The organism is Sphingopyxis sp. USTB-05, assembly GCF_023822045.1.
GTDB lineage: Bacteria > Pseudomonadota > Alphaproteobacteria > Sphingomonadales > Sphingomonadaceae > Sphingopyxis.
In genome coordinates, this window is sequence record NZ_CP084712.1 from 3,458,679 (window position 1) to 3,475,283 (window position 16,605).

Annotated in this window: 9 protein-coding genes; 6 read left to right on the plus strand and 3 right to left on the minus strand. The window is 65.5% G+C overall.

All coding sequences use genetic code 11. The features are described 5' to 3' along the window. Nucleotides 1–76: 76 nt before the first annotated feature. Entirely contained in the window at nucleotides 77–274 is a 198-nt protein-coding gene (locus tag KEC45_RS16175; protein WP_062183336.1) for a DUF1192 domain-containing protein, read from the plus strand. 46 nt (nucleotides 275–320) lie between these two features. Here the strand turns inward: KEC45_RS16175 and KEC45_RS16180 are convergent, their stop codons facing one another. Both KEC45_RS16180 and KEC45_RS16185 read right to left on the minus strand, forming a co-directional pair. Further along, entirely contained in the window at nucleotides 321–1,805 is a 1,485-nt protein-coding gene (locus tag KEC45_RS16180) for a heme peroxidase family protein (protein WP_062176579.1), read from the minus strand. Nucleotides 1,806–1,998: 193 nt separating this feature from the next. Then, nucleotides 1,999–3,471 (minus strand): ATP-binding protein, encoded by a 1,473-nt coding sequence (locus KEC45_RS16185; RefSeq protein WP_238586529.1) that lies wholly within the window; start codon nucleotides 3,469–3,471, stop codon nucleotides 1,999–2,001. Nucleotides 3,472–3,749: 278 nt separating this feature from the next. Between KEC45_RS16185 and KEC45_RS16190 the strand changes: the two genes are divergently transcribed. Next, complete coding sequence (locus KEC45_RS16190) at nucleotides 3,750–4,019, plus strand: hypothetical protein (protein ID WP_062183329.1); 270 nt, start codon at nucleotides 3,750–3,752, stop codon at nucleotides 4,017–4,019. Between the two features lie 319 nt (nucleotides 4,020–4,338). Here KEC45_RS16190 and KEC45_RS16195 read toward each other — a convergent pair whose 3' ends face one another. Beyond that, complete coding sequence (locus tag KEC45_RS16195) at nucleotides 4,339–7,413, minus strand: TonB-dependent receptor (RefSeq protein ID WP_062176576.1); 3,075 nt, start codon at nucleotides 7,411–7,413, stop codon at nucleotides 4,339–4,341. A gap of 178 nt (nucleotides 7,414–7,591) precedes the next feature. Here KEC45_RS16195 and KEC45_RS16200 point away from each other — a divergent pair, with 178 nt between their 5' ends. The 4 genes from KEC45_RS16200 (at nucleotide 7,592) to pbpC (ending at nucleotide 16,594) form a co-directional block, all read left to right on the plus strand. Next, on the plus strand, nucleotides 7,592–7,924 hold the full coding sequence (locus tag KEC45_RS16200; protein WP_062176573.1) for a phosphoribosyl-ATP diphosphatase: 333 nt from the start codon (nucleotides 7,592–7,594) through the stop codon (nucleotides 7,922–7,924). A gap of 11 nt (nucleotides 7,925–7,935) precedes the next feature. Then, the gene (locus KEC45_RS16205) at nucleotides 7,936–8,313 is read left to right on the plus strand and encodes a histidine triad nucleotide-binding protein (protein ID WP_062176570.1); all 378 of its coding nucleotides are present in this window, start codon (nucleotides 7,936–7,938) and stop codon (nucleotides 8,311–8,313) included. Nucleotides 8,314–8,449: 136 nt separating this feature from the next. Then, nucleotides 8,450–14,290 carry an alpha-2-macroglobulin gene (locus tag KEC45_RS16210; RefSeq protein WP_062176566.1) on the plus strand — a complete coding sequence of 1,947 codons (5,841 nt, stop codon included), beginning with the start codon at nucleotides 8,450–8,452 and terminating at the stop codon, nucleotides 14,288–14,290. Between the two features lie 165 nt (nucleotides 14,291–14,455). Continuing rightward, nucleotides 14,456–16,594: a penicillin-binding protein 1C gene (gene pbpC, locus KEC45_RS16215; protein ID WP_062176564.1), complete on the plus strand. Its 2,139-nt coding sequence runs from the start codon at nucleotides 14,456–14,458 to the stop codon at nucleotides 16,592–16,594. Nucleotides 16,595–16,605 lie beyond the last annotated feature (11 nt).

Here is a 16,605-nt window from a genome sequence, read left to right on the forward strand (position 1 = left end):
CCCCGCCTTATTGACAGTGCTGCGACACGGGTCAACAGTCGCGCGCCTTTTCGGCCTCAGGATCAGGAGGATGCGCGTGGACGATGACGACCTTCCCCGCCGCCGCGACGATGTGTTGACGGCGCTGACCAGACAGCCGCTCGATCCGCTGTCGGTCGACGAACTCGACGACCGCATCGCCGCGCTCGAGGGAGAGATTGCGCGCATCAAGGCGCATCGCAGCGCCGCGACGAGCCAGAAGGCCGCCGCCGAAGCGCTGTTCCGTAAGAGCTGAACGGGAAATCGCCGACGCCCGCAAGGGACGCCGGCGACATCGCCCCTTACGCGACCTCTGCGTAGCGAAGCAGGTCGATCATCCGAAAGTCGTCGCCTTTCTTCGAAGCGTCGACCGTCGGCAGGAACGGCTGCCATTCGGGGTCCTGCGACAGATAGGATCCCTTGTCGCCCTGTAGCAGCCCCAGGAACACCTCGGTGACGATCCGCGCCCCGACCGGCCCCAACCGCTCGCCATTTTGCGTCACCTGCGCCTCGCGCAGGATATAGAACCACAGCGGCGTCCGGTCGTCGAAACCATGCGGCTTGAGGTCGGCAAGATCGCCCTTCGACAATTCGGGCAGCTTCATCGCGCGCGCCACCCGCTGTCCCGACGGCAGCGAAAAGGTCAGGTGGCGGAGCAGATTGCGCTGCGCGAGCGAGGCCGGGTTCGATTTCGCATCGGGGTTGGGCACGACCGATCCCGGCAGGCGGAACAACGAAGTCGACAAAGTGGAATCGATCTTCTTGTTCGGTTTCACATTGCCGTCGCTGAAATCGAAGAAGGTCGGCCAATCGACGAAGCGCCGCGGCGCGCGGCAGCCGCCCGACAGATCGTCGGGATCGTTCGGATCCGACGGCGTCGGGGTAAAGATCATCGCAAAGAACGGACTGCCGCCATTGCCGGTGAAATTCGCGCGATACGACGGCCGCACCTGGCTGTGCCCGAAACGATAGGCAGCGACCGAAAATTCGACCGGGATATAAGGCTCGTTGTGCCAGCTATAATATTTGCGGCCGTTCGTCAGCACATCGTCGACCACCGCGTCGCCGCACGTCTTGCGCAGGAATTCATGGACGATGATCCACTGATAATGCCAGCGCACGATCCGCTGCGCCTCCGCGAAAATCTCGTCCGAACCGGTCAGCTTGATCTTGGTCTTCACATATTCGACGACTTCATTGTGAAACTTCAGGAACGCGACCTGAAGCTGGCTGATGATCAGATTCTCGTCGTCGCGCGGGTCGCCGATCAGCGCGACTTTCTGGCTGTTGCGCGGCACGTCGAACTTGTTCGCCGTCCCTGTCGGCTCGAGCAGGAACTTGCCGCCCTTGCCGCCCTGCGTGTCGTACAGATGCGGACTGCCGCCGGGTCCCGCGCCATACACATTGTCGAGGCCAAGGCTTGGGGTGCGAAAATTGGCGATCTGTTCGGGATCGACCTGCCGCTCGAGGCTCGATGTCGGGTCAAAGGTCATATCATGGTCAAGGAATTGGCCGAGAAAGGTGAACCCCGCAGTCAGCGTCGGATTGTCGCTATTCTTCGCCGAAAGCGCCGGGTTGGTGATCAGTTCGGCGGGGGTCTTGGTCAGATTGTCCTTGGCATCCATGATCCCGCCCACCTTGCCGATTTCCATCAGCGCGGCGCGTACATCGGGGGTGTCGGCGGCAAAGGGCGGCAATTCGCCGAACATTCGGCCAAAGCGGCCAGCATCGGAATATTTGGAGCGCGGCGGAACGATGTCGCGCGGATATACGCCGTGACGAGGCATGGCAGTCTCTCCTCTATGGTTATGGTCTGGATTCGGGACGATCCACCCACCAAGGAGAGCTGGCATCCGCTGTTTTAGGCGCGAACCTGCGGACCGGATTGCGCCGATCCGCGCCCGGTCCCAAGATTTTAGGTGCCTAATTCGCGATTAACATGCCCGGTCGCGGCGGAATCGCGACGGAATGAGGGTTCGCCTATTCGGCCTCGGTGCTCAGCCCGAGTTCGGGGATGCCGATCGACCGCCGGCCACCGAAATCGGCGCGCACGACGATCACGCCCTGCTTTTCCATATATTCGACCAGGCGGCGGATGCGCCCCGGCGATCGGCTGCCATAGGCGCGGCCGAGGATCTCGTCGTCGGGACAGGGTTCGCCGTCCATCGCGGCGCGCGCGATCTGCAGAAAGGGCGCGAACATGTCGTGCGGCAGCCGGTCGGCGACGGCGAGCATCTCACGCCAACGCGGCTCGGCGGGGTCGAACACCCCACCCTTCGCCAAGGCGAAGCGACGGCGAAAGGCGGCAAGGTCGAGCGGCACCTTCTTCAGCTTCTGCATCCGGCAGCGCACCGAAAAATCCTGATAGAGGAAGGATTCGGGCTGAAACGCGCAATCGGGGTCGGACAGCATTTCCTGCAAAGTCTCGATCACCACCGCATCGCTTTGCTCGGCTTCCTCGACCGCGTCGATGATGTTGAGCACCGGCGGCGCATCGAGATCCTCGTGCAGCCCTTCGCTCGCCGCGATCCGCTCCAACAACTCGCTTGCCGCGACCGGTTCGGGTTCGGGCGCAAAGACGCGCGGGGCGACCGGCGCCTCCATCTCGGTGAACAGCATCGATCGCATATCCTCGCCCCCCGCCGACGGCAGCGGCATCAGGCCGTGCGTCCCAAGGCGCGTCGAGGTCTGCGTCGAACCGATGCGCACGGCGATCGGCCGGCGCGAGATCGCGGGGCCGAGCCCCAGGAAATGCCCGCGCTCCAGGTCGCGGATCGCCTCGGCCTGCCGCCGCTCCATGCCGAGCAGGTCGGCGGCGCGCGCCATGTCGATGTCCAGAAAGGTGCGCCCCATCAAGAAATTGCTCGCCTCGGCGGCGACATTCTTCGCAAGCTTGGCCAGCCGCTGCGTCGCGATCGCCCCGGCCAGACCGCGCTTGCGCCCGCGGCACATCAGGTTCGTCATCGCCGACAGGCTCGCGCGGCGAACATTGTCGGCGACGTCGCCCGCGACGCTCGGCGCGAACATCTGCGCCTCGTCGACCACGACCAGCGCGGGGAACCAATGCTCGCGCGGCGCATCGAACAGCGCGTTCAAAAACGCCGCGGCACAGGTCATCTGCGCCTCGATATCGAGCGATTCCAGGCTGAGGATGATCGACGCGCGATGCTCGCGGATGCGCGCGCCCATCGCGGCGATCTCGCGCTCGTTATAATCGCCGCCGTTGATCACGACATGGCTGTACGCGTCGGCAAGCGTCACGAAATCGCCCTCGGGATCGATCACGATCTGCTGCACCAGTTCGGCGCTTTCCTCCAGGATGCGGCGGAGAAGATGCGACTTGCCCGACCCCGAATTGCCCTGGACGAGCAGGCGCGTCGCGAGCAGTTCCTGCACGTCGATGCGTACGCCCTGCCCCGCGGCGTCGGTCCCGATGTCGATGCTGGTCTTCACAGGCGCCGCCCTATCGGGGCGCTCGGGCAAAGACAACCGCATCGACACCCTTCCCCCTCGATGGGGGAAGGATACGCAGCCTTGTCGCGAAGCGACTAGGTGAAGTTGGATGGGGGTGATGGTGCGTCCTTCAACCAAAGTTCAGGGGCGCAACCGCACCCCCACCGCTGCGACTAGCGAACAAGTTCGCAAGTCTCGCAGCCTCGCCCATCAAAGGGGGCGGGCAATGAGCTCCGATGGGGTTTTCCAATCGGCCAAATTCGGCCAAAGACTCGATCATGGATTTCGACGACCAGCTCCGCCGCTATTTCGGAACCGCCGACATTGCGGCGATCCACCCGGAGGCCCACGCCGCGGGCACCGAACGCATGCGCGTCGACTTCGGGCTCGAAACCAATCCCGGCCGCCGCTTCGCGCTTTGGGCGTTGATGTACATGCTCGGCGTCGCGCCCGACCTCGACGTCGCCTTCAAGGACGAGGGCGAGCGCAACGTGGCGCGCGACTTTATGGATTTGGTCGACAGGTCGGGCGAAGCCGAAGCCGGCTAAGGGCCCGAAATCGCCCAATCTTTCCTCGTCACCCCGGACCTGATCCGGGGTGACGCTTGAAATCGAAGCCAGTCCGTGCGGAAGAAAAGCGGCATCCCGGGTCAAGCCTGGGATGACGAAAGGCAGGGAGCAACCGGGAGCTGCTCTATATATCCTCGTCACCCCGGACTTGATCCGGGGTCCCGCTTGAGGTCGAAGTCAGTGAATGCGTCAAAAAGCGGGATCCCGGATCAAGCCCGGGATGACGAGAGACAAGAAACGGCGGAAATCAGGCGATAGAGATGTCCCCCCCTTCGCCGGGGAGTACAATGTCTCAGCGCTAAATCTTGCCGCGCACGCTCAGGAAAAAGCGGCGCCCCAGATAATCATATTGCGTGCCGAACGCCGGCGCCTGCCCGATAACCAGCGGCGTCGCGGTGATGACGGTCGATACGCGCGGCGGCGGGGTGTCGAACAGATTCGCGACGCCAAGCGTGATGCGGAACCGCTCGGCAACATCGCGGCTCAGCGACAGCGAGTGATAGAAGGTCGCGGGCACGCTGACGTCGGGGCAGAAGCGCCCGCCCGGACGGAAGCTTGAGGTGCGGCATGCATCGCCGCCCTGCGCCTTCAGCAGATCCGCTTCATTCGAAGCCGCGCCGGTGACGTCGATTCCATAGAAGAGCGTCCAGCCGTCTTTCATCCAGCCAAGATTGAAATCGCCGACCCATTTCGGATTGCCGATCTTGCCATTGTCATTGACCTCGGTGCCGGGGAAGAGCGCGACCTTGTCCTTCACCTGCCAGGTCATCTGCGCGCGGAAGGCGAGCGAACCGAGCTTGCCCAGATCCTGATCGATCGCAAGCGACAGGTCGACGCCGCGGTTCCACTGGCGGCTGATGTTGACATAACGGTCGGTGACGGTGGCGACGCTCTGCGCATCGGGGCCCGTGGCGGTACGCGTGAACAGGCCGCACAGCGGCTCGTCGGCGACGTCGGAGTCATAACAGCCGCGCAGGATATTGCCGGCGCCGAGCAAAGTGATCTCGTCCTTCACCTCGATATCGAAATAGTCGACCGCTAGCCGCGTCTTGAGTCCGCCCCACAGCGCACCCGACAAATCGGGGGTGAGGATGACCGACACCGTTTTGGCGGTCGAGGTTTCGGGCTTGAGCTGACCGATGCCGCCGCCCGATGCGATGACCGCCGGTCCGAAGCCGCCGGCGAAGGTCGGGCTGATGCCGTCGGCGGCGCAATTGTCGAAGATGCGCTGGGTGATCGCTCCCGCAGCCAGCCGCGCGCCGGTCTGGATGCACGGGTCGATCGCCTGCTGGCCAAGGAAGCCGGTCTGGTCGTTGAGGAACAGCTCGAACAGCGCGGGCGCGCGGAACGAAGTGCCCCATGTGCCGCGGAAGCGCAGCCAGTCGGTCACCGCCCAGTCGGCGCCGACCTTCCAGGTCGTATCGCTATACTTGTCCTGCACACCGTCGCCGCGCGTCGCCTCGACATGCGTATAGCGCGCCGCACCCGACAGCGTCAGCCGCTCGATCATCGGCACGCCTTCGAGCAGCGGCACTTCGACCTCACCGAAGAGTTCCTTCGACACGGTGTGCCCCGCGGTGATGCCGGAGGTCGTGAAATTGGCGACATTGCCGGCAAGCGTTGCCTCGCCCGGCGTGTCGTTGATCTCGTCGCGGCGGATATTCGCGCCGAACGCCACGCCGACCGGCCCCGCGGGCAGGTTGAACAGCTTGCCCGTCAGCAACGCCTCGGCAGAGGTCTGCTTGAATAGGGTCCGGCCCGTCTCGCGGCCCATCAGGAATGCGCGCTCGGCCGGTGTGAAATCGCCGCGCAGCACGCGCGGATCGGTGAAGTCGATATCGATGCACGGCACGCCGCGGATCGCCGTCGTCGTCCCGGCGCACGATCGCGTGCGGAAGGTCTGCGACGCGAGTGCGTCCTGATAGATCACATCCTGCGTATAGCTCGCGTCCGAACGGCTGTGCTGACCGCTGACATCCCATTTCCAGCCGCCGGCGATCTCGCCGCGCAGGCCAAGCACGCCCCGATAATAGTCGACATCGGTGCTGCTTTCCGACTTCACCACTATCTGCGGACGCAGGATGAGGTTGCCGCCGAACTCCGCGTTGAACGGGTCGCCCATGTCATTGGGGTCGCAATTATATGCGGTCGGGTCGCAGAGGAAAAAGGGCAGCATCGACGCGCCGGTGAACTGGTCGACCGTCATCACTTGAAAGCTGTTGTTGTGCGACTTGCGGTTGCTGAACAATGCTTCGCCATAAAGCGTTATGCCGTCGGTCACGTCATAGGCGCCCTCGGCGAAGGCGCTGATGCGCTTCACCCCCGAAAACACGTCCATATCCTGCTCGGCGGGGGTGAATTTGTTGAGCGCGCCGGTCGAGGGGCCGTCGAAATTGAGCCCGAAGAAATTGGCGGGGCCAAAGACGCCGATCGGATTATAGACGTTGATCGGCATGCCGACGCCCGCGAATTCGGCGCCATATTGGCCGTAAGGGATCAGCTGGCCGTTCGGGGCGAACAGCCCAGGCTCAAATGCCGGAAAGCCGTTTTGATCGACGCCGGTGAAATCGCTGAAGGCGATCGCATTGCCAATCGTGCCGCTGCACTGCGGGCGGCCGGTGCGGAAATCGACGATGTCGGCGCGGCTGCCGTCGGCCTCGCGCTTCAGATATTCTTCGGCGCAGAAAAGGAAACCGCGGTCGCGGCGGGTCAGGCTCTGCTGGCGGAAATAATCGACCGTCGCGAAAAAATGGCCGCGATCGAACGTCTTGCCAAAGCTCGCGTCGACGCCATAGCTTTCACCGCCGCCATGCTCGGTGACCGACGAAAAACCGCCGCCCTCAAAGCCGTTCAGGTCGTTGCGGGTCAGGATGTTGACGACGCCGGCGACGGCGTCCGAACCATAGATTGACGAGGCGCCCGTCTTCAGCACCTCAACCTGCCGCACGACCGAAAGCGGCAGTACGTTGAGATCGAACGGCGCAACCGAACCACGAACCCCCGCAGGGCCTGCGCGGCGGCCGTTGATCAGCACCAGCGTGCGCTCGGCACCCAGCCCGCGCAGCGACACCGTCTGCACATCATTCCCGCCATTGGCGACGAAGCGGTTCGAAATCGCCGAGGTGATCTGGATCGATCCCTGCGCTGCGGGGGTCGACTGCAGGACATCGGCCAGTTGGACCAGCCCCTGCAGCTTCGCGCTCTCGGGATCGATGATCTGGATCGGGTCGGCGCTGGTAAATTCGCTCTTCGCGATGCGCGAGCCCGTGACGACGATTTCGTCACCGCTCTGCGCCGCTGCGGGCGAAGCCGCGAGCGCGATCACCGAGGCAGTCGCTGCCAGAAACACCGAAGGCTCCGTGCCCATTTTCATAATCTTCGTCCGATTTCCAAAGTTGATCCCGCCCCCCGGCAGGGCGGAAGCTACGCGAACAGGCGTTTCGATATGGTTTACGCTGCAGTAAGTTTTCGCGGCGCCGCCGCCCCGCTTGTCGGGACGGCGCGGCGCGGCTAGGCACGCTGGCGAATGAGCGGCGCGAAGGGATCGGGCGATGAGCAGGGCAATGGGCGAGACGCTGGGACGGCTGGAAGCGGTCATCCACGACCGGCTCGCGGCGGGCGCGGCCGACGCTTCCTATGTGGCGAGCCTCGCCGCAAAAGGCCGCGGCAAGATCGCGCAAAAGCTGGGCGAAGAAGCCGTCGAGGCGGTGATCGCTGCCGTCAGCGAGGATGATCCCGCGCTGATCGGCGAGGCGAGCGACCTCGTCTTCCACCTTTCCATCCTGATCGCCGAGCGCGGGCTGACGTGGGACATGATCGCCGCCGAGCTCGACCGCCGCCACGGCACCTCGGGTCACGCCGAAAAAGCCAGCCGCCCTCAATAGGAGCTCTCCTTATGCCGATCGACGCGACGCTTCCCTATGACGACAGCAATATTTTCGCGCGCATCCTGCGCGGCGAACTGCCGTCGAAAACCGTCTATGAGGATGAGTTTGCGCTCGCCTTCCACGACATCAACCCGCAGGCGCCGCTCCACATCCTCGTGATCCCCAAGGGCGCCTATGTGAGCTGGGACGATTTTTCGGAGCGCGGCAGCGATGCCGAGATCGCGGGCTTCGTCCGCGCAGTGGGCCAGGTCGCACGCGATCAGGGCCTCGTCGCCCCCGGCTACCGCCTGCTCGCGAATATCGGCGTCGACAGCCACCAGGAAGTCCCGCACCTCCACGTCCATATTTTCGCGGGGCAAAAGCTCGGACCGATGCTCGCGCGCTGATATTCGGGCGCCGTCTATGACCGCCGTCACAGCATTTTCCCGCACCGCGACTAACCGTGCGCCATGCGCGGCGACGGGTGGACTTTGCCCCCCTTTTCCAGCAGGATGATGTCCGACTGAACCGGGGGATTTGACGATGAGCATCGGATGGCGCGCGCTGGCTACGACATTGGCCAGCAAGGCAAAATTGGCGCTGATCGTCCCGCTCGGCCTCGCAATGGCCGCGACCGCCGCCGACACCGTGCCGCAGGTGACGCTCGCCACCGCGGGCAGCTCGGGCACCGGCGACGGCACGATCACGCGCTTCACCCTGCGCTTTTCCGAGGACATGGTCCCGCTCGGCGATCCCCGCGCCGCCGCCCCCGCGACCAACGACTGCAAATTGCCCGCGACCGGACGCTGGGTCGACACGCGCACCTGGGTGCTCGAATTTGACAAGCCGCTCCCCGGCGGCCTCGCCTGTCATGTCGAACTGCGCGACGGGCTCAAGACCGCGCGCGGCGTGTCTGTCGTCGGCAACAGCCACTTCGCGCTCGATACCGGCGGCCCCTCGGCGCGCGCTGTCCTCGCGGGCGGGATGAACGGAGATATCGAAGAGGATCAGGTCTTCCTCGTCGCCACCAATGTCGCCGCCGATCGCGCCTCGGTCGGCCGCTTTGCCTATTGCGCCGTCGACGGTATCGGCGAGAAGATTCCCGTCGACGTCCTGCCGCGCGAGACGGCAACGCAGATTCTGACCGGCCTCGGCGACAATAATTGGTCGCGCCAGTCCTTCACCTATGACGCCGGTCTGCCGCAGCGCCTTCCCGCCGCCGGCCCCGACCGCGAAGCTGCGCTCGACCGCATCGTCCCCGTCAAATGCCGCCGCCCGCTGCCCCCCGGTCGCGAGATGGCGCTAGTCTGGGACGCGCGTATCAGCCAGGCGGGCGTGCCCAGCCGCACCGCGGGCCGCGACCAGCGCTTCGACCATGATGTGCGCCCCGCCTTCACCGCCAAAATGTCGTGCAGCCGCATCAATCCGCAGGCAGGCTGCAACCCGATCAAGGATGTGACGCTCAGCTTCGCCTCGCCCGTTTCGCGCGAAACGATCCTTGCCGCGACGCTCAACACCAGCGACGGCAAGAAATTGACGCCCAAGATCGACGACGACGACAAGAATGACGCCTGGCTGACGAGCGTCCGCTTCACCGGCCCGCTGCCGCAAAATGTCGACGCGACGCTCGTCCTGCCCGCCGACGTCACCGACCAGAGCGGCCGCAAGCTGCAAAATCAGTCGAACTTCCCGCTGAAATTCCACATCGACCGCGCCCCGCCGCTCGTCAAATTCGCCGCCGAATTCGGCATTCTCGAAGCCGGCGAAGGCGGCGTGCTGCCCGTCACTGTCCGCGGCGTCGAAGGCACGATGGTTCAGTCGAACCTCAAAATGCCCGCGACCGCGCTCAAGGTCGGCGACGATGATGCCGCGATCGCACGCTGGCTGAAGCGTGTCGATGACGCCGACGACACCGACTATCGCGAGGAAAAGGACCGCACCGGCAAAGAGGTCACGGTCAATTACACCGGCACCAAATCGGTCTTTGCCGACGCCCCTGCGGGCGGCGAACGCCGCGAAATGCAGCTGTCGCCTCCCGGCGGCGGCAAGGAATTTGAAGTCGTCGGCATCCCGCTGACCGAAAAAGGCTTCCACGTCGTCGAGATCGCCAGCCCCGAACTGGGCGCCGCGCTGCTCGGCCGCAAATCGACGCGCTATGTCGCGACCGCGGCGCTCGTCACCAATATGGCGGTGCATTTCAAATGGGGCCGCGAGGGTTCGCTCGCATGGGTGACCGCGCTCGACACCGGGCTTCCCGTCGCGGGCGCCGAAATCCGCGTTTCGGACAGCTGCACCGGGCGCCTGCTCGCGCGCGGCACCGCCGACAAGGCGGGGCGCCTCGCCTTTGCGGGCGGCTTGCCCCAGCCCGAAACCTATTCGAGCTGCGAGGAAGATCCCGATCCGTCGACCAGCGAGGGCCATGCACTGATGGTCAGCGCGCGCGCGGGCGATGATTTCAGCTTCACGCTCACCGATTGGGGTGACGGCATCCGCCCCTATGACTTCGACTTTCCCTATGGCTGGTCGGAACGGAACGACATCCTCCACACCGTCTTCGACCGCGCACTCGTGAAAGCGGGCGAGACGGTGCATATGAAGCATCTGCTCCGCCGCCCCGTCGGCACCGGCTTCATGACGCCACAGCCGCTCGCGGGCAAATTGCGCCTCGTCCACCGCGGCTCCGACACCGAATTCGAAATGCCTTTCGCCATTGCCGCGACGGGCAGCGGCGAGACCGTCTGGGACGTCCCCGCCTCGGCGCCGATGGGCGACTATGAACTTGTCTTTGTCACCAAGGATAAGGATGGCGAGGACAAGACGATCTGGTCGGGCCAGTCGGTCCGCGTCGACGAATATCGCCTGCCGACGATGAAGGCGACGGTCACCGGGCCAAAGACGTCACCCGTGCGTCCGACCGCCGTGCCGCTGTCGCTGTTCGTCGGCTATCTGTCGGGTGGTCCCGCCCCGAATATCCCCGTCGAGCTGCGCACCAACTTCCAGTCGAGCTGGTCGCCGCCGCAGGATTACAAGGATTGGGATTTCGACGGCCAGCCGGTCAAGGAAGGCGTCGTCCAGCTTGACGACAGCGGCGACGAACCCTCCGCCGAACTGCCGCTCGCGCGCTCGGTGCCTTTGAAGCTCGACGCCAATGGCGCCGCGACGACCAGCGTCGCAGTCGACCAGCCGATCACCGAACCGACGCTGATGGCGGTCGAAATGGATTATGAGGATGCCAATGGCGAGACGCTGACGTCGAGCCGCCGCATCACCCTCTACCCCTCCGCCGTCCGCCTCGGGCTCAAGACCGACGGCTGGCTGATGCGCGACAATGATCTGCGCCTCAATTTCATCGCGCTCGATTTGGACGGCAAGCCGATTTCCGGCAAGCGCGTGCAGGTCGCGCTTTATAATCGCGAAATCATCACCGCGCGGCGCCGCCTGATCGGCGGTTTCTACGCCTATGACAATCAGATGCGCACGACGCGCCTCGATGCGACCTGCACCGCGACGACCGACAAGCTTGGCCGCGCAAGCTGCGCGATGGCACCCGGCATCTCGGGCGAAGTCACCGTCGTCGCAACGACCGTCGACGCCGACGGCAACGAAGCGCGCGCCGTCCGCTCGGTCTGGCTCGCGGGCGACAATGAATGGTGGTTCGGCGGCGACAATGGCGACCGCATGGACGTCATCGCCGAAAAGCCGCGCTATGCCGCCGGCGACACCGCCAGCTTCCAGGTCCGCATGCCGTTCCGTGAAGCGACCGCGCTCGTCACCGTCGAACGCGAGGGCGTGCTGTCGAGCTTTGTCGTTCCTTTGAAGGGCACGAATCCGGTCGTGAAGCTCAAGCTTCCCGCAACCTATGCGCCCGACGTCTATGTCTCGGTGATGGCGGTGCGCGGGCGCGTGACCGGCGACGAAAGCTGGTTCCGCAAGATGAAACGCGCGGTCGGTTTCAAGATCGAGAATAGCGAAGGTGCCCCGCCGACCGCTTTGGTCGATCTGGCCAAGCCCAGCTATCGCATGGGCATCGCGCGCATCAAGGTTGGGTGGGAAGGCCATCAGCTTGGCGTGAAGGTTTCGGCCGACAAGGAGAAATATTCGGTCCGCGAGACCGCCAAGGTCGCGATCGAGGTCAAGACGCCGGGCGGCAAGGCTCCCAAAAATGCCGACGTCGCCTTTGCGGCAGTCGACGAAGCCTTGCTCCAGCTCGCGCCGAACGAGAGCTGGCAGGTCATCGACGCGATGATGGGCGAACGCACGCTCGACGTGCTCACCTCGACCGCGCAGATGCAGGTCGTCGGCAAGCGCCATTATGGCCGCAAGGCGCTCGAACCGGGCGGCGGCGGCGGCGGCGACCTGTCGGGCCTGACGCGCGAGGATTTCCGCCCCGTGCTTCTGTGGAAGGGCAATGTTCCGCTCGACGCCAAGGGCCGCGCGACCGTCGACGTGCCGCTCAGCGACAATCTGTCGGGCTTCCGCCTCGTCGCGATCGCGACCGACGGATCGCAATATTTCGGCACCGGCGAGACCACCGTCCGCACCGTGCAGGATCTCGGCATCTTTGCCGGGATGCCCGAACTCGTGCGAACCGGCGACACCTATGATGCGCGCTTCACGCTGCGCAACGGCACCGACAAGCCGATGGAGGTCACCGCGACCCCGACGCTGTCGCCCGCCGTCGCCACCGCGCCGCCGCTGACCGTCACGATCCCCGCGGGCGGCGCCGTGCCGATCAGCTGGTCGATGACCGCGCCCGAAACAACCGGCCCGATCGAATGGACGGTCGAAGCGGTCGCCAAGGGCGGCAAGCAGCGCGACCGGCTTGTCTTCGAACAGACCGTCGAACCCGCCGTCCCTGTCGAAACCTGGGCCGCCAGCCTGTTCCGCGTCGGCCCCAATACGACGCTGCCGATCGGCATCCCGGCGGGCGCGCTGCCCGGCGGTTATGTCGATATCGCACTTGCGGGCACGCTCGCGCCGCCGCTCACGGGCGTGCGCGACTATATGAGCGCCTATCCCTATAATTGCTTTGAACAGTCGACTTCGCGCGCAATTGCGCTCGGCGACATCGGGCGCTGGCAGGCGCTGGCGGGCGCGATGCCGACCTATCTCGATGACGACGGACTGCTGCGCTATTGGCCGAACGAGCGGCTCGAAGGGTCGATCGAGCTCACCGCCTATGTGCTCAGCATCACCGCGGCGAACGGCTTCGCGATCCCCGAGGCGTCGAAGGCCAAGATGGTCAAGGCGTTGCAGGCGGTCGTCGACGGGCGCCTCACGCGTAAAGGCTATGGCCCTTACGACATCCGCCCGGTCCGCATCGCGGCACTCGCGGCGCTCGCACGCAATAACGCGTCGAGCGCGCAGCTCGTGTCGGCGATCGACGTCGCGCCGATCGACATGGCCACCAGCACGCTCGCCGACTGGCTCGTCGCGATCGAACGCACCCCCGGCGTCCGCAATGCCCCCGCCTTGCGCACCGCGGCCGAGGGCGAGCTTCGCAAGCGTCTCGTCTACGAAGGCACGCGCCTCGACCTCGTCGACGATGCCAAGGCACCGTGGTGGATGATGACCAGCGGCGACGAAATGGCGATCAAGGCTTTGGAGGCTGTGCTGGGCCGCAAGGGCTGGGAAGATGACGCGGGCAAGCTGATGGTCGGCGTCGCGCAACGCCAGCGCAAGGGCCATTGGGACACCACCCCCGCCAACGCCTGGGGCGCCGTCACCGTTCGCCGCTTCGCCGAACTTTATCCGGCAAATGCGATCACCGGCGTCACCAACGTCAGCCTTGCGGGCGGCACCGCCTCGCAAAGCTGGCCGCTCCCCGCCGAGCCCATCTCGCCGCTACGCGTTGCCCTGAACGCGGCGACGATGAGCCTCAAGCATGACGGCACCGGCGCACCATGGGCCACGGTCAGCGTCAAGGCGGCGGTGCCGTTGAAGGAACCGCTCAACGCCGGTTACCGGATCAAGCGCTCGGTCAGCATCGTCAAGGCGGCGAACAAGGATCAGCTGACGCGCGGCGACGTGATCAAGGTGCGGATCGAGGTCGTCGCGGCCGCGGGCCGGACGTGGGTCGTGATCAACGATCCGATCGCGCCGGGCGCAACGATCGTCGGCAACCTCGGCGGCCAGTCCGAAATGCTCGGCAGTCAGGCCAGCGGATCGGGCGCACAGCCAAGCTATGTCGAACGCGGCAAGGACAGCTGGCGCGGCTATTTCGGCTGGATGCCCGCGGGCACCCATGCGGTCGAATATGTCGTCCGCTTGAACGGCTCAGGCCGCTTCACTCTGCCGCAGACGCGCGTCGAAGCGATGTATTCGCCCGCGATCCGCGGCCAATGGCCAAACGCCCCGATGACGGTGGCGAGCGTCGGGCAGTGATGTCGGGAGGCTTTGCCTTGACGTCATCGCGAGCGTTTTTCTCTTCCGTCATTGCGACCCCGGACTTGATCCGGGGGAAGCAATCCAGAGCGGCTTGTCGCACCCTGGATTGCTTCGCTCCGCTCGCAATGACGAGATGATGGGTGACGGCTAGGCCCCTCATCAATGACTATTTGGACCAAATTCCCGCACTGGCGCGATGCTCTCGCATGGCTCGCGCTCGGCGCGCTCATTCTCGTCACCGTCGCGCATCTCTTCACCCGCCCCCCGGCGATGCCCGACTATGCCGAGGTCCGCGCCGACTGGCGCCCCAGCGAAGCGTGGCTCTATGACCGCGACGGCCGCCTGCTCGACAGCGAGCGCGTCAATTTCCAGCGCCGCCGCCTTGCTTGGGTGCCGCTGAATAACATCAGCCCTGCCGTCCGCGATGCCGTCGTGCAAAGCGAGGATCGCCGCTTCTGGTCGCACGGCGGGGTCGACTGGCTCGCAATCGCCAGCGCGATCCGCGCGAGGTGGACCGGCGACCGCTCGCGCGGCGCTTCGACGCTGGCGATGCAGCTCGCCGCCTTCATCGATCCCACGCTCGCGCAGCCGGGCAAGCGCGACTGGCGAACGAAGATTCGCCAGATGCGCGCCGGTCAGGCGCTCGCCGCGCATTGGTCGCACGACCAGATGCTCGAGGCTTATTTCAACCTCGTGCCGCTGCGCGGCGAGGCGCAAGGGATCGGCGCGGGCGCGCAAAGTCTGTTCGGCAAGAAGCCCGCCGAAATGAACCGCACCGACGCCGCGCTTTTCGCGGGGCTTCTCCCCAATCCGGCCGCCGACGCCAAAGCGCTGGGCCGCCGCGCTTGCCGCGTCGCGAAGGCGAAGGATTGCGCCGCGGTCCGCGCCGCCGCCGCGACATTGGTGTCGGGCGAACATGCCGCGCGCTTCGATCGTGCGCTCGCGCCGCATCTCGCGGTCCGTCTGCTCGACAAACCCGGCAAGCGCGTCACGACGACGATCGACCGCCGTATCCAGACCGCCGCAATCGTCGCGCTGCGCCGCCAGCTCGCCGGGCTGGGTTCGGACCGTGTCCGCGACGGCGCGGTCGTCGTGCTCGACAATGCGACGGGCGAAGTGCTCGCCTATGTCGGCGGCGTCGGTTTGAAATCGACCGCCGCGTCGGTCGATGGCGCAAACGCGCGGCGGCAGGCGGGTTCGACGCTCAAGCCGCATCTTTACGCGCAGGTCATCGAACATGGCTGGCTCACCGCCGCGTCGATCCTCGACGACAGCCCGGTCCAGCTCGACACCGCGTCGGGGCTCTATGTCCCGAAAAATTACGACCACAGCTTCAAGGGGCCGGTCAGCGTGCGCCACGCGCTCGCCTCGTCGCTCAACGTCCCCGCGGTCCGCGCGCTCGTGATCGACGACGTCCAGCAATTCCGCGACCGCCTCTGGGCGCTCGGCTATCATGGCCTGGTCGAGGATGGTGAATATTATGGCTTCAGCCTGGCGCTCGGATCGGCCGAAGTTTCGCTCGTAGAACAAGCCAATGCCTTCAGAACATTTGCAAATATGGGGAAGTGGTCGCCGGTCAGCTTTGACATTACGCGGCACCTTCGCCAACATCCGCCACGCCAGATCGTCAGCCCTGCCGCCGCCTTCATCGTCGGCGACATCCTTGCCGACGCCTCGGCGCGCACCGACGCCTTCGGCTCCGACAGCGCCCTCCGCCTCCCCTTCTGGGCCGCCGCCAAGACGGGCACATCAAAGGGCATGCGCGACAATTGGTGCATCGGCTGGTCCGACCGCTTCACCGTCGCCGTCTGGGTCGGCAATCTCGAGGGCGATTCGATGCGCGCCGTCTCGGGCACCTCGGGCGCCGCACCCGTCTGGCGCGACGTGATGCTCGCGCTCCACGCTGGCACCCCCGGCAAGCCTCCCGCCATGCCGAGCGGGGTCGAAGTCCGCCAGATCACTCTCTCCGGCACCCGCGAACCGCCGCGCCGCGAATATTTCATGGCGGGCACCGCGCAAAGCGAAATGGCCGCCGCCCCGCAAGCCGCGCGCCGCCCGCGTATCACCAGCCCGGTCAGCGGCAGCGTCTACGCGCTCGACCCTGACATCCCGATCGACCGCCAGCGGCTCGCGGTAACGGTGAGCGGATCGGTCGCTGGCTATCGCCTGATCCTCGACAAGAAGCCGCTCGGCGACGCCGATGCGGGGCAACAGATCCTGCCGCGTCCCGGGGTTCATATGCTCGCGCTAGTTGATCCGGGCGGCCGAATGATTGACCGCGTGCGCTTTACGGTACGGTAAGCGGCACCAGC

Coding starts and splice junctions, on each gene's coding strand:
- KEC45_RS16210 (WP_062176566.1), top strand. CDS start 8,450: ATGAGCATCGGATGGCGCGCGCTGGCTACGACATTGGCCAGCAAGGCA.
- KEC45_RS16190 (WP_062183329.1), top strand. CDS start 3,750: ATGGATTTCGACGACCAGCTCCGCCGCTATTTCGGAACCGCCGACATT.
- KEC45_RS16180 (WP_062176579.1), bottom strand. CDS start 1,805: ATGCCTCGTCACGGCGTATATCCGCGCGACATCGTTCCGCCGCGCTCC.
- pbpC (WP_062176564.1), top strand. CDS start 14,456: ATGACTATTTGGACCAAATTCCCGCACTGGCGCGATGCTCTCGCATGG.
- KEC45_RS16205 (WP_062176570.1), top strand. CDS start 7,936: ATGCCGATCGACGCGACGCTTCCCTATGACGACAGCAATATTTTCGCG.
- KEC45_RS16200 (WP_062176573.1), top strand. CDS start 7,592: ATGAGCAGGGCAATGGGCGAGACGCTGGGACGGCTGGAAGCGGTCATC.
- KEC45_RS16195 (WP_062176576.1), bottom strand. CDS start 7,413: ATGAAAATGGGCACGGAGCCTTCGGTGTTTCTGGCAGCGACTGCCTCG.